13 protein-coding genes and 1 pseudogene are annotated in these 12,368 nt (G+C 71.0%); 4 read left to right on the forward strand and 10 right to left on the reverse strand.

Annotated elements, in window-relative coordinates; all coding sequences use genetic code 11:
- Window positions 1–85: 85 nt before the first annotated feature.
- Complete coding sequence (locus ACIQWX_RS14865; protein ID WP_400870025.1) at window positions 86–670, reverse strand: LuxR C-terminal-related transcriptional regulator; 585 nt, start codon at window positions 668–670, stop codon at window positions 86–88.
- Window positions 667–1,278, reverse strand: a complete 612-nt coding sequence (locus ACIQWX_RS14870; protein WP_400870028.1) for a response regulator transcription factor — start codon at window positions 1,276–1,278, stop codon at window positions 667–669. Before ACIQWX_RS14870 ends, ACIQWX_RS14865 begins: the two co-directional genes overlap by 4 nt.
- Before the next feature lie 326 nt (window positions 1,279–1,604).
- Here ACIQWX_RS14870 and ACIQWX_RS14875 point away from each other — a divergent pair, with 326 nt between their 5' ends.
- Window positions 1,605–4,574, forward strand: coding sequence for an ATP-binding protein (locus tag ACIQWX_RS14875; RefSeq protein WP_400870031.1), 2,970 nt, complete (start codon window positions 1,605–1,607; stop codon window positions 4,572–4,574).
- A gap of 259 nt (window positions 4,575–4,833) precedes the next feature.
- On the opposite strand, the gene ACIQWX_RS14880 is transcribed toward ACIQWX_RS14875, so the two are convergent.
- Both ACIQWX_RS14880 and ACIQWX_RS14885 read right to left on the reverse strand, forming a co-directional pair.
- A complete protein-coding gene (locus ACIQWX_RS14880; RefSeq protein WP_400870034.1) occupies window positions 4,834–4,959 on the reverse strand; it encodes a hypothetical protein in 126 nt (41 codons plus the stop codon).
- A gap of 52 nt (window positions 4,960–5,011) precedes the next feature.
- Window positions 5,012–5,236 (reverse strand): annotated as a pseudogene (locus tag ACIQWX_RS14885) (NAD-binding protein); the annotation flags it as partial.
- Here ACIQWX_RS14885 and ACIQWX_RS14890 point away from each other — a divergent pair.
- Together ACIQWX_RS14890 and ACIQWX_RS14895 are read left to right on the forward strand one after the other, a co-directional pair.
- A complete protein-coding gene (locus ACIQWX_RS14890) occupies window positions 5,204–5,539 on the forward strand; it encodes a hypothetical protein (protein ID WP_400870036.1) in 336 nt (111 codons plus the stop codon). The pseudogene ACIQWX_RS14885 and the gene ACIQWX_RS14890 sit on opposite strands and share 33 nt — an antisense overlap.
- Window positions 5,540–5,931: 392 nt before the next feature.
- A complete protein-coding gene (locus ACIQWX_RS14895; RefSeq protein ID WP_400870039.1) occupies window positions 5,932–6,204 on the forward strand; it encodes a hypothetical protein in 273 nt (90 codons plus the stop codon).
- A 3-nt stretch (window positions 6,205–6,207) separates the two neighbouring features.
- Here ACIQWX_RS14895 and ACIQWX_RS14900 read toward each other — a convergent pair whose 3' ends face one another.
- The 4 genes from ACIQWX_RS14900 to msrB form a co-directional block, all read right to left on the reverse strand.
- Window positions 6,208–7,521 carry a DUF4474 domain-containing protein gene (locus ACIQWX_RS14900; protein WP_400870042.1) on the reverse strand — a complete coding sequence of 438 codons (1,314 nt, stop codon included), beginning with the start codon at window positions 7,519–7,521 and terminating at the stop codon, window positions 6,208–6,210.
- Window positions 7,518–7,826 carry a hypothetical protein gene (locus tag ACIQWX_RS14905; RefSeq protein WP_400870045.1) on the reverse strand — a complete coding sequence of 103 codons (309 nt, stop codon included), beginning with the start codon at window positions 7,824–7,826 and terminating at the stop codon, window positions 7,518–7,520. Before ACIQWX_RS14905 ends, ACIQWX_RS14900 begins: the two co-directional genes overlap by 4 nt.
- A 117-nt stretch (window positions 7,827–7,943) precedes the next feature.
- Window positions 7,944–8,504 carry an MOSC domain-containing protein gene (locus tag ACIQWX_RS14910; protein WP_400870048.1) on the reverse strand — a complete coding sequence of 187 codons (561 nt, stop codon included), beginning with the start codon at window positions 8,502–8,504 and terminating at the stop codon, window positions 7,944–7,946.
- Window positions 8,505–8,557: 53 nt separating this feature from the next.
- Window positions 8,558–9,025 carry a peptide-methionine (R)-S-oxide reductase MsrB gene (gene msrB, locus ACIQWX_RS14915; RefSeq protein WP_400870051.1) on the reverse strand — a complete coding sequence of 156 codons (468 nt, stop codon included), beginning with the start codon at window positions 9,023–9,025 and terminating at the stop codon, window positions 8,558–8,560.
- 60 nt (window positions 9,026–9,085) lie between these two features.
- On the opposite strand from msrB, the gene ACIQWX_RS14920 reads away from it, so the two are divergent.
- The gene (locus ACIQWX_RS14920) at window positions 9,086–10,153 is read left to right on the forward strand and encodes an alpha/beta fold hydrolase (protein WP_400870054.1); all 1,068 of its coding nucleotides are present in this window, start codon (window positions 9,086–9,088) and stop codon (window positions 10,151–10,153) included.
- On the opposite strand, the gene ACIQWX_RS14925 is transcribed toward ACIQWX_RS14920, so the two are convergent.
- Window positions 10,134–10,601: a hypothetical protein gene (locus tag ACIQWX_RS14925; protein ID WP_400870056.1), complete on the reverse strand. Its 468-nt coding sequence runs from the start codon at window positions 10,599–10,601 to the stop codon at window positions 10,134–10,136. The genes ACIQWX_RS14920 and ACIQWX_RS14925 overlap by 20 nt on opposite strands.
- 27 nt (window positions 10,602–10,628) lie before the next feature.
- A complete protein-coding gene (locus ACIQWX_RS14930) occupies window positions 10,629–11,981 on the reverse strand; it encodes a hypothetical protein (RefSeq protein WP_400870059.1) in 1,353 nt (450 codons plus the stop codon).
- Between the last annotated feature and the right edge of the window lie 387 nt (window positions 11,982–12,368).

The following is a 12,368-nucleotide window of genomic DNA, read 5'->3' on the forward strand; positions in this document are numbered from 1 at the left end:
CCGTCGCCCGCGCGGGACGTCACCAGGGAAGCGGCGGCACCCGCCGGGTGCGGGCAGTTCTGCGCGTTCTACCCATGCCCGGCGGTCAGATCAGCCCGGCGCGCACGCCGGCCGCCACCGCGTGGGCCCGGTTGCGCACCTGCAGCCGGCTCATCAGCTCGTAGATCACGTTCTTCACGGTGTGCGTCGAGCACGAGAGCGTCCGGGCGATGGCGATGTTGTCCAGGCCGTCGGACATCAGCCGCAGCATGGTCAGCTGGCGCGCGGTCAGCCGCGGCGGCTTGCGCCGGGCGCGCCGGTCGGTGCCCAGCAGCCGGACGAGCGCCTCGTGCGGCAGCCGTCCGTCGCCGTCGTGGGCCGAGCGCACCGCGGCGGCCAACCGGACCGGCGTCGCCTTCGCGGACTGGACGAGCACTGCGATCCCGGCCCGCACGGCCCGCCGCACGCCGTCCTCCGGCAGCCGGTCGGCGACGACCACGACGCCGGCCCGCGCACCGGCCGGGCAGTCCGCGAGCGCGTCGTCCACGGTGGGGCCCGCGGCCAGCAGGACGCTGTCGGCGGATTCCTGCACCGGCACCCCCGCGCGGCCCAGTGCCGCGTGGACGTTCTCGCGCCGGACGTCGTCGGACGCGGTGACCCGGACGGGCACTTCGCCGCCGGGCCGCGTCACAGCAGCCCCGCCCGCAGCACGTAGGCCACCGCGTGGGCCCGGTTGCGCAATCGGAAGCGGTTGGTGACGTCGTGCACGACCCCGGCGACCGTGCGCTGGGAGTAGCTCAGCTCGCGGGCGATCTCGGCGGTCTCCCGGCCGTCGGCGACCAGCCGGAAGACCTCCCGTTCCCGGTCGTCGAGCCCGAGCCCGTCGGCGGGGGCGGGGTAGGCGTCCGCCGCGGTGTGGTCGAGCAGGTGGTCGAGCAGGTCCGGGGGCAGCGCGGCGTCTCCGGCCGCGGCGGCCAGCACCGTACGGGCGAGCCGGTCCGGGTCGGTGTCCCGGCGCCGCAGCAGGCCGCGGGCGCCGGTGGCGATGGCGTGCAGCGCTTGACCGGGTGTCAGGTCGGTGCTCACGAGCACCACCTCGGGGCGGTGCTCGGCGGTGCGGGTGGCCCGCACCAGGTCCAATTCCCGCTCGCCCAGTTCGTCGACGATGACGACGGTGACCGCGGGCGGCACCCCCGGTGGGGAGACCTCGACGTCGGGGCAGCCGTGCACGGCCACCGTCACGCCGGCTTCGAGCATCGGGTCCTGTGCGACGACGCTGACGAGCACGGGTTCGCCCATGGGTCCTCCTCGGTCCGGTTCGGTCCTTCCAGACTCGGCCGGTGACGGACGGTCGCGCTTCGGTCACGGCCACCCAGGTTCCCGCGGCGCCGCGTCGACGCGCCGAACGCGACGCCGGCCGGGGAAAACCCCGCCCCGTGCGTGGCCGGGCCGCGGTGCGGTGGCCCGGGGGCGGGGCCGCGTCACCGAAAAGTGCGGGTTCGGCCCGCATGACGGCACGCGGGTGGTCCGGTACGGTCCGTACGCCCGTTTCCGTGCTGCTACGCCGATCGGATGCCGTCAGAAGTGTCCGCAGAGTTCGCGGGTGGACCGCCGAAGATGGTCCGATGGAGTACCGCTCACCCGTCGTGGTGGGGCGCGGCGAAGAGACACGAGCGGTGGACGAAGCGCTGGCAGCCGCCCGGGAAGGCCGTGGTGGCGCCGTTTTCGTCGTCGGCGAGAGCGGGATCGGGAAGTCCCGGCTGATCGACGCGGGCGTCGACCGGGCGACCGCGGCGGGCATGGCGGTGCTGCGCGGCCGGGCCAGCGCGATCGGACCTCCGGTGTCGTTCCGTCCACTGACCGAGGCGATCCTGCACCTGCTGCGCACGGAACCGGTCGACCCGGCCGCGCTCGGCTCCTACGCACCGGCGCTGGGCACCCTGGTGCCCGCGTGGAGCACTCCGCCCGCCGGAGCCGTGGCCGACTCGCCGGTTCTGCTCGGCGAGGCCGTGCTGCGGTTGATCGCGGTCGCCGGCGAAGGCCGTGGCTGCCTGCTCGCGCTCGACGACCTCCACGACGCCGACACCGCGACGCTGGCGACCCTGGAATACCTGATCGACAACCTCGACCGGCAGCCGGCGGTGCTGCTCTGCGGGCTGCGCGACACGCCCGGTGCAGCGCTCACGGTGGCGCGCGAAGCCGCGCAGCGCGGCCGCGGCCTGCTGATCGAGCTGAGCCGGCTCTCCCGGACCGACTTGAGGCCGCTCGTAGCCGCGCACCTCGGCACGGCCGCGGCGGTGCCCTCCGCCGCGCTGGATCTGGTGTGGGCGGGCAGCGCCGGAAACCCATTCCTGGCCGAAGAAGTCGTGACCGCGCTGGTGCAGGAGGGGGTGCTTGCGCGGGATGGCGAGGACTGGGTGGCCGCGGATCTCCCCGACGCCGTGCTGCCGCCCGCGCTGACCCGTCCGCTGGCCGCCCGCATCGCGGGTACGGGCGAGGGGACGCGTGCGGTGCTGTCCGCCGCGGCGGCGTTCGGCCTCCGCTTCCCGGTCGCCGTGGTCGCCCGCGTCACCGGCCAGACCGATGACTTCGTGCTCGGCCTGCTGCGCGACGACCTGGCCGGACCGCTCGTCGAACCGGACGGCGAGCCGGGCTGGTTCGCGTTCGGCCACCCGCTGGGCCGCGCGGCCGTGCTGGCCCAGCTCGGGGACGACGATCGCGTTCGGTGGGCGGCCCGGACGGCCGACGCGGTGGAGGCGATGCAGTCCGGACTGCCGGGGAACTGGTGCGAGTTCGCCGCCACCCTGCGCCTGGCCGCCGGCCAGCGGCCCGCAGCCGGCCGCCTGTTCGCCGAAGCCGGCCGCCGCGCGCTGGACCGGGGCGCGAGCACCGCGGCGGTCGATCTGCTCGGCCAGGCATGGGAACTGCTCGCCGGCGACCCGGCGACCCGGGCGGAGACGTTGGAACAGCTGCTGCTGGCCCTGGCCGAAGACGGCCTGGTGGACCGGGCGCTGTCGGCGATGACGACGCTCGAGCAGCTCGACGGGCCGGCCCCGGCCCGGCGGGCGGCGCTGCACACCAAGCTGGCGTGGGCCCTCGAGGTCGCGGGGCGGGTGGACGAGGCATCGGCCCAGGTGGACACCGCGCGGGCGCTGCTCGGCCCGGACGCGGCGGCGGCCGACCACGCCCCGATCGACGTCGTGGCCGCGCACATCGCTTACGACCAGCCGGATCCCGCCCGGCGCACGAGGGCCGAAGAGCTGGCCCGGCAGGCGGCGACGGTCGCCGAGTCCGTGCCGCTGCCGGTGGTCGCCTGCCAGGCTTGGCTGCTGCTCGCCGCGATCGCCCGCCAGCGCGACGTCGCCGAGGCGACCGCCTGCCTGGACCACGCGCATTCGCTGGCCGTGCTGCACCGGTTGCCGCTGTGGGAGCTGCACGCGCTGGTCCGCCTGGGCAACGACGACGCGCTGCGCACCGGCGACCTCACGCGCCTGCACCGCGCTCGCGACCAGGCGACCCAGGCGGGCTCGGTGACCGCCCGCTACCAGGCCGAGACGAGCCTGGCCCTGCACGCGATCCTGCGCGGGGACCTGACCGAGGCCCGTGAACTGCTCGCCACGGCGCTGGCCGCGACCGTGCGGTTCCGCCAGTCGGAGACCATGCGCTACGCCCTGCTCCTGCGGGTGGTGCTCGCCGGGCACCGCGGTGATCGGGCGGGGCTGACCGAGGCGCTGGCCGCGTTCGAGGAGCACCGCGGGGACCTCACGCTGCACACGCCCCGCGTCCACGGCCTGGCGGGCGCATTCCTCGCGCTGCTGGAGGAAAACCCCGCTCAGGCTCGCGAGGACCTCGAGGTGGCCGTGCGGCACCAAGACGTCGATCACCTGTCCGGCCGGCACGGGCTGCACCTCTTCCTCGGGGTGCTGGACGGGACGGCGGGCCGATCGGAGTGGCGGGCCGTGCACGCCGACCCGGCGGCGGGCCTGCGCTGGGACCGGCAGTTCGCCCTGTTCGCCCGGGCCGTCCTGCTGGGGCGAGAGGGTGAACGCCGGCGCGCCGAGCGGGTGATGGTCGACGCACTCCGGGTCGCCGAGCCGTACGCGACCAGCCGTCACCTCGCCCTGCGCCTGGTGGGCGAGGCCGCATTGGATGACGGCTGGGGTGACCCGGTCGCCTGGCTGCGCGCCGCCGAGCGGTTCTTCCACCGAAGAAGGGTGCCGGCGGTGGCCCGGGCGTGCCGCGCCCTGCTGCGACGCGAAGGCGTCCGCGTACCACAGCACCGGCGGGGCACCGACGACATCCCGCAGCGGCTGCGCTCGGCGGGGGTGACCGCCCGGGAGTACGAAGTGCTCGGGCTGCTGGCCGGCCGGCTGAACAACCAGGAGATCGCGGCCCGCCTGCACCTGTCACCCCGCACGGTGGAGCGCCACGTGGGCAACCTGATCGCCAAGACGGGCTTGCCCAACCGCATCGCCTTGAGCGGCTTGGCCCTCGAGGTCCTGGGTCGTGGGGCACCCCTTCCGCACGCAACGGTGGGGACAGCAGCCCGCGAGACCGCGGCCGCAGCACGTGGGCTGAATCCGTCACCGGAGTGAGGAAACACCGACCCCGCGGATCGCGAACGCGATCTTGAAGCCGGGGCGATCGGAGCGTAGCTCGAATCGACGTCCTGTAGTCGCCATCCGACGCGAGGCTGCGCGGCCGGTCGTCGCCGAGCAGCTTCGCGACGGTCGCCTTGCGCACGACGGCTTGCAAGACCGCCGGCAACGCGAAACCCAGGAGCGACGCCCACCGGATCTCCCAGGACATCGAGCCGGTCGTCGCCAGGGCCCGGCCGATCGCCGCTCCGTCGCGTCAGTGCGTGCCGGTGGCGACGTGGACGATCGCGGCCATGTCCTCGTCGCCGTGGTCGGTTTCGGCGGCGGCGAACTGGTCGTGCATGGCGGCCATCAGCCGGTCGTCGACGCCGGCTTCGCGCATCGCGCATCGCGTCGAGGATTAGGGCGCTGTCCTTGACCGCGCCGCCGAGCCCGAACGACGGCTCGAGCTCGTCCTGGATCATCGCCTTGCCCTTGAGCTGGGCGTAGTCGCAGTCGAGCGGGCCATCGGCGATCACGTCGAGGAGGCCGCCGGGGTCTATCCCGAGCCGGTCGGCGATGGCGATGCTCTGGGCCGTGGCGGCGGTGACCGACAGGACCCAGGCGTTGGCGGCGAGCTTGAGGCGATGCCCGTCCCCAGGCCGGTCGCCGACCCACACCGTGCGGGCGCCGATGGCGTCGAAGACCGGCGTGACGGTGTCCTTCAGGGCGGCGGGGCCGCCGGCGAGGACGACGAGCTTGCCGTCCTCGGCGGGCTGATCGCGCGCAACAGTTATCTCGCCGAGCACGCCGACGTCGCGAAGAAGGTCGCCATCGCGGTGCAGCAAGCCACCGCCTACCTCAACGCCAACATCGACTCCGAGCCGGTGCAGACCGCGGCGCAGAAGGCGCTGGCCGGGGTGCGGCCGAGGTCGTCAAGGCCAGCCTGCACCAGGTCGACTGGCCCAAGAGCGGCGCGATGAGCGCGGCGGACTGGGACAAGACCCCGAAGTTCATCAACTCGCTTGGGTGCGCTGGTCGAGCGCGCCTTTCCGGAAGGACACCGTGAACGGTCGGATCGCGTGGCTCGTCTGCTGCTCGAGCGTGGTCATCTCATGCCCGGCCTTTCCCTTGGATCCCGGCACGAACAGGCCCGGGTACGGGACGCGGTGTGCCCCTCGCCGGCGAGCCGCCGAACCTGCTCTCTGGACGTCCACCAGCATGGCGACCCGCTCGTGCGGTTCGCGCCCGTGAAGACCCCGGTCGACACACTGGGCCAGCAGTACGGCGATGCCGCGCCGCAGGGTGTCTCGGCCAGTTCGACGCCGTCGCGGAAACGGGCTCGAACCCGGCTCGGTCCGTCTAGGCTGAGGGCATGACCGACTCGAGGCGGGGTTCCGGCGAAACGCCGGTGGAGCTGGCAAGCGCGTTGCGGGACCAGGCCAGGAGCGCCGCTACCCTGGCGTTGCGCACGGGGCTGGAAGACGTCGAAGACCGGCACGGCCAGCACGTCGCCGACGAGGTCGCCGCCCTGGTCGACGTGGACGGCGTGTTCGCCGGCCTGAGCGACCCGGTCACCGCTCGCCGGGCGCGGCCGCAGGCGGAGGACGACGAGCCGTACGAGTTCAAGCCGGTGGGCTCGCTTTAGGGGTCACTTGCGCCAGTCGTAGCTCAGCGTGGGCGGCTGGTCGGAACCCTTCGTGACGGTGAGGTGGTCGTCGGGGTGCGCGGCGGCGTACCGGACCATCTCGTCGTACATGCGGTCGCGCATCTCGACGTTGCGCACCTCGATCGTGGATCGCTGACCCAGCTGTTCGGGGTTCACGTCCGGGTCGGTGCGGATGGCCAGGTTCCAGAAGTGCTTCTTGTCGGTGCCGTCGGCGCCCTGGCCGTCGTTGGTGAAGTAGACCTCGCCGGATTCCTTGTTGTAGATGGTCTGGGTCACCTTGATCTGGTCGTCACCCTGTGCGGCGTTGAAGTGCCCGTCGTTGTTCGGTGAATCGCTGGTGTAGAAGCCGACTTCCCCGCCGAACGACTGGTTCTTCCCGTACTGGCCCTTCCACAGCTCCAGCCGATAGGTCTTCCCGGTCTCGGGGTCGGTGAACTCCATGTTGTCGCCGTCGGTTCCGGTTTCGTCGAGCTTCATCCCGAGCACCCGGCCGAGCTTGTCGTAGAAGTCTTTCCAGCCCAGGTAGCTCTGCATCGAATGTTCGCCGGTGGTGTAGAAGTCGCCGTCCTTCACGTACTTGAAGCCGAGGTAGTCGTAGATCTTCTGGGCGACCTCGGGGTTCTGCATGATCTTGTCCCAGTCCCGGTGCACCAGGGCTTCACGCAGCTCCGGGTTCTTGGCGATCAGGGCGGCGAGGCCGGGTACTTCGCGGAGCATGATCGCGCCGATCTCGAGAAGGTTCCGCTTCTCGGAGCCGGCGAGCTCCCACACCTGACCGGTCTTGAACCGCAGCTTCTGGCCCTCGATGAGCAGGATGGCGTCGTAGGTGGTGGTCACCCGTTCCAGGTCGGCCAGCAGGACGAGGGCCTGTGCCTTGACGGCCTTGTCCTGCGCCCAGGCGACGGCGAGGTCGACCTGGCGGATCCCGAAGCCGTGCCAGCCGTGGTCGAGCTTCTTCTGCAGGCCCTGGGCATCCGCGCGCTTGTTCCGGGCTTCCTGCTGGGCCTTCGCCAGCGCGTCACGGATGGTCTCGAACGACTTGGCCGAGTCCTCGAGATCCTGGGCCTGGTCGTCGCGGTTCTTCTTGAACGCTTCCAGCGAGGTGAGCGCCGCTTCGCCGGCCCCGCCCTGCCAAGCCTCGCCCAGCTGAACGCGCACGCTCTCCAGCAGGGCTTTGGTGTCGGCGATGGTTTCCTTGGTGGCCCGGCAGGCCCGGGCGCGGTCGTCCAGTTCGGTGGTGCTGCCCTTCTCCACCTGGTCGGCGAGCGCGTAGATCTTGTCGAACACCGCCGTCACCGGTCGATCCTCTCGAAGCTGCTGTCCAGCGCTTTGAGGAAGGCGTCGCGGGCCCCGGAATCGGTGCTGTGGTAGCTCTTGGCGGCCGTCTGGATGCTTTCGACCAGGTTGTCGACCTGCTGCTGCGCGGCCTCCAGGTCGTCCTTGCGCGTCGCCAGCCAGACGTCGTAGTCCCCGGCGAAGCCGGCGGCGCGCGCTGTGCTCCCGACGTTCGGCGACCCGCCGATGGACAGCGTCGGCGACGTCCCCGCACTGAGCTTGGCCGCCGCGGTGTTGATGTCCGCGACGTCGACCTCGAAACCCACCGGATCTCCCTCTCCGCCGTCCGAGTGACAGGCCTCGTCGGCAATGTAACAGTTTGCCGCAGGTCGGAAGCCGAGGTGCCGTTTCCGCTCCCCGGTCAGTGGCCAGAACCGGACACGTCAGGCCGCGGGGGAGCGCACCACGGTGAGGGTCGCGGGACCCACCCGCAGGATTCCGTCGTCGAGAGGGGTGCAGCGCACGCCGCCGTGCCCGCGGAGCCCGCGGAACGCGCCGGGCGCCAGCACCACGTCCATCCAGGCGCACGGGTGGGCCGGGCGGTGGGCCTGGAACCGGATTTCGCCCGCTCCGGAGTCGAGGCCGAAGACGGCTCCGGTCCCGCCCCGCGGCGCGGCCAGCTCGTCGACGGGAAACCCGCGCACGACGATGTTGCGTCGCGGCAGGTGGGGCCCCGGCACCACGGCGAGGTCGAGGTCTCGCGCGAGGACGTCGAGTGACTCCGCGGCGAAGAGGGTGACGGCGGCCCGGCGGTGGGCGGGCTGGTTGAAGTACCGGTCACCGACGAGTCCGAGCCCGGCGCGAACGGTCACCTCGTCGCGCTCGACGGGTGCCGGGTCGGGCCGTGGGCCGTCCGCGGGGCGGCCTTCGAAGGCGTGCGTGGAGGAGACCAGCATCGCGACGATCTCCACCGGGGCCGAGGTCGTGTCGGGCGGGGTCGGCATGGGCTCTCCTCGATCGGGCCGGCGCGCGAACCGGAGTTCGCGCGCCGGTGTCCTCACTGGCCGTCGGTGTCGCCGGCGAACAGGGTGCGGTAGTCGCCGTAGCCCGCGTCTTCCAGGTCGTCGAGGTGGATGAACCGCAACGACGCGGAGTTGATGCAGTAGCGCATGCCGCCCTTGTCGAGCGGGCCGTCGTCGAACACGTGGCCGAGGTGGCTGTCCGCGTTCAGCGAGCGGACCTCCGCCCGGATCATCCCGTGGCTGAAGTCTTCCCGCTCGACGACGTTCGACTTGGCGATCGGCTTGGTGAAGCTCGGCCACCCGGACCGGCTGTCGTACTTGTCGACCGAAGCGAACAGCGGCTCGCCGGACACGACGTCGACGTAGATGCCCGGCTCGTGGTTGTCCCAGTAAGCGTTCGCGAAGGGACGCTCCGTGCCGTCCTGCTGGGTCACGCGGTACTGCTCCGGATCCAGCCGCGACACGGCTTCCGGACTCTTGTGGTACTTGGCCTGCTGAGGCACAGCTCTCCCTTCCCCGCCTTGCGGCGCGAAGCTGGGGCACCAGGTGAAACGCACCTGGACGTGCAGGTGTACAGACGTGCGGCGCACCCGCGCTATTCCGCTGGGCGGCCGGTCGGCGCGGGCGCGTTCTTCTTTCGTAAGGAATGGGTGAACACGCCCGCCGAGCGGACGATTCAGGGTCGTTGGGCTCTGGTGCCGGTTCGTCCGGCGTGGTCGGGTCGAGGGTGGGACAGGCGGCAGGGCCACGCGGGCGAGCAGCACCTCCGTTGCCCGGCGAGCGAGGTTCCGCCGCCGTCACCGGAGGATGTCATGTCTTTCCTAACGGTCAACGGAACGACGCTGTACTACGAACTGCGTGGCAAGGGGCCGTCGCTGTTGTTCATTTCGGGGGCTGTCGGCGACGCTGGTCAATGGAGTGCGGTCGCCGACGGTTTGGCCGACGAATTCACTGTGCTGACCTACGACCGGCGCGCCAATTCGCGCAGCCCGCGTCCGGAAGGCTGGTCCACCACGACCATGGACGAGCAGGCCGATGACGCGGCCGCGCTGGTCGCGGCGCTCGGGCTCGGTCCGGTCGCCGCCTGCGGGAACAGCATGGGGGCGATCATCCTCACCTGTCTCACGCTGCGGTTCCCGGAGGTGGTCCGGGGTGCGGTCCTCCACGAACCGCCCCTCGTCGCGGTCAGTTCGGCACCGGACGTCGTCGCCAAGGCGATCGAGGACGTCGTCGCCGCCGGCATGGCCGAGGGCGGGCCCCCTGCCGCGGTCGAGAGGTTCCAGCGGTGGGTCGCCGGCGACGACGCGTACGAGTCCTTCGACCCCGATTTCCGGGCCCGGCTGCTGACCGACGGAGAGGTCTTGTTCGGTGTCGAAGTGACCCCGGCGCTGAACTACCTTCCTGCCGCACGGGAGCTCGCCGAGGTGCGGGTGCCGTGTGTCGTCACGTCGGGAGCCGACAACCGGGATCCGTCCGCGGCCGGCTACTGGCTGTTCGAGTGCTGCCAATGGCTCGCCGGACAGCTCGGGGTGCCGGTGACCGAAACCCCCGGCGCGCACATTCCCCACCTGACCCACGCACCGGCGTTCGTCGACTTCCTGCGGCCGGCGCTCACCTCGTTCGGCAGTTGAGACGTTGTTCGTCGGGCCACATCCGGACGAGCCACCGCTCGACGTCTTCGTAGAACATCTCGTGCTCTTCGTTCGTGAGACGTTCGGCCTCTTCCCGGCCGGAGCAGCTCACCTCGACCCGGCTGTCGCCGGTGAACGGTGTGGGGATGTCGCGTGAGTAACCGGTGTCGACGGTCACGAGCACCACCGCTGGTGAAGGAACGATCGTGGCGATGCCCGTGACCGTCTCGACCTGGGAGGGGGCGGCTTCTGGTTCGCTGTCCCAAAATTCGAGGCGCACTGTTGCCGTGTGGTCTCTGCCGGCGCTGAAGAACCCGACGCCGCCGGGCGTGACGACGGCGACGTCGTGTTCGTCGGCGAGCGGGTCGCCGCCGGCGCCGGTGAGCAGGCCGAACATCCCGTAGGTCACGGGTACCTGCGCTTCCTGGGCAGCCAGCAGCCGCGCCACCGTCACCTCCGATAGGCCGGATTCAGCCTAGCTGTCGATCTGGACGTAGTACCCGTCCTTCTCGAGGATGTGGTCCACGGAGTACCAGATGCCCAGGGCGCGCCCGGCGGCGCGGTTCTGGGACCTGTCCAAGGGCATCGAGGAGTAGGACACCGCGGTGCCGCCTCCGTTCCAGAGGTTGTACGCGGCTCCCTCGTACGTCGACGCGAACGGGTACTCGTCGCAGTCCAGCGTGCCGCCCTTGGTGTAGCCCAGGCCCCAGAAGCGGATGCAGTTCGCGACCGCGATGAGCCGGTTGGCCTCGTACCGGTCGTCCCGCCCCACACCCAGTTCGGGAACGAGGCGGAAGAGATGGGCACCGGAGGCCCGCGAGCCTGGGATGTTCTTGCCCACGCCGCCGGGCTTGGTGTTCTCCGGGTGGGTCTGGGCCAGCTCGATGTGCTCGGCGACGGCTTTCACCGGTGAGCCGGCCGCCTTCGAGTAGTGCAGGACGGCATCGACGTTGGTGAAGATGCAAGCACCGTTGTCCCGGCGCTGGGTGTCGACGTTGAAGGTGTAGGTCGAGGTGTCGCAGCGCAGGGCGTCGTCGGGCAACGAGACCTCGGGGGGCAGGTAGTCCGGCGGAAGGGTGTTGGTGATGGTCAGCGAGGTGTTGTAGTAGGTCTTCTGATCCGGGTCGTCGGGGAACGCGCCGGGCCCGCTGATGGTGAGGTCGAAGCTGGTCTCGAAGCCGGAGCGGAGCTCGCCGAGCGTCCTGGTCACGCCGCCGCTCTGCGAGTTCTGGCAAGTTGAATCGTCCAGGGCGACGCAGTTGAGCCGGAGCTGGATGAGCGAACTGTCCGGCGCCGGCTCCGGCCCGTACTTCTGGCCCTCGCTCGTGCGGATCGTGAACCGGGCCTTGCGGACCGGCGGGCTCGTGGTGCCGGGCGGCACGACGTTCGAGTCTCCGACACCGATCACGACCAGCCGGAACGAGTTGAGCGAGTCGCTGCAGAAGATGGGGCACGAAGCGGGCTTGTACAGGTTGTCGAACCCGGACCAGCAGGTGGAGTAGTGGTTCTTGTGCCACCACACCGGATCCCCGGACGGGAACTCGTGGTTGTCGCACTCGTCGAGGGTGACCGGGTCGACGGCGATCAGTGGTGCCGGCCCGGAAGTGGCGTACTTGCCGATGTCGGCCGAGTAGGTCTCCTGCTTGGGAGCCGACTCCCACCGGACTCGTTCGGCGAGCGTGCGCGGCGGCGGGTTCGTCTGGTTGACAGCGCTTACCGGAACCTGGACCGGCTGCCCGGTGGGCGACTGCCGGTCGGACACCAAACCGGCCTGTCCGTCGGTGGTGGTTTCGGCTGCCGCGGTTCCGGTGGTCAGGGCGGACGCCACGAGAACAGCCGAACTCAGGACGACGGTGAAACGGAATCTTCTTCTCTGGTAATTCGATCTACGCATTCGGTAGAACCCCCTTCGAAGAGACGAGGAGGCCCAACGTGAACAACGTGCGCGCACATTCCCCAAAGCCCCCTCGCGTGCGGACGGGAAGCTGTTGCAGGAGATCGACAACGGACTGATCTCGGCAACGCCCCCGAGGTCACCCTGGCACCGACCGGAAGTTGAGGGCAACAACGCGTGGCAACGTCACTCGAATGCCGCATTGGTGCCCCATTCATCGGTCATGGGGTGGTGATTGTTCGGATCAAGCGCGGTCTGCGGATTGCACCGGGCGAAGTTCGATCCGGTGCCCTAATCGCACCGGTTGCCGGCTCGGGAATG

The organism is Amycolatopsis sp. NPDC098790, from assembly GCF_044759945.1.
Lineage (GTDB): Bacteria > Actinomycetota > Actinomycetes > Mycobacteriales > Pseudonocardiaceae > Amycolatopsis.

What these genes read in the sequence shown, in the direction of transcription:
- ACIQWX_RS14890 (WP_400870036.1), top strand. Translation starts at nt 5,204, where the DNA reads ATGCCCGTCCCCAGGCCGGTCGCCGACCCACACCGTGCGGGCGCCGAT.
- ACIQWX_RS14870 (WP_400870028.1), bottom strand. Translation starts at nt 1,278, where the DNA reads ATGGGCGAACCCGTGCTCGTCAGCGTCGTCGCACAGGACCCGATGCTC.
- ACIQWX_RS14910 (WP_400870048.1), bottom strand. Translation starts at nt 8,504, where the DNA reads ATGCCGACCCCGCCCGACACGACCTCGGCCCCGGTGGAGATCGTCGCG.
- ACIQWX_RS14880 (WP_400870034.1), bottom strand. Translation starts at nt 4,959, where the DNA reads ATGCGCGAAGCCGGCGTCGACGACCGGCTGATGGCCGCCATGCACGAC.
- ACIQWX_RS14895 (WP_400870039.1), top strand. Translation starts at nt 5,932, where the DNA reads ATGACCGACTCGAGGCGGGGTTCCGGCGAAACGCCGGTGGAGCTGGCA.
- ACIQWX_RS14875 (WP_400870031.1), top strand. Translation starts at nt 1,605, where the DNA reads ATGGAGTACCGCTCACCCGTCGTGGTGGGGCGCGGCGAAGAGACACGA.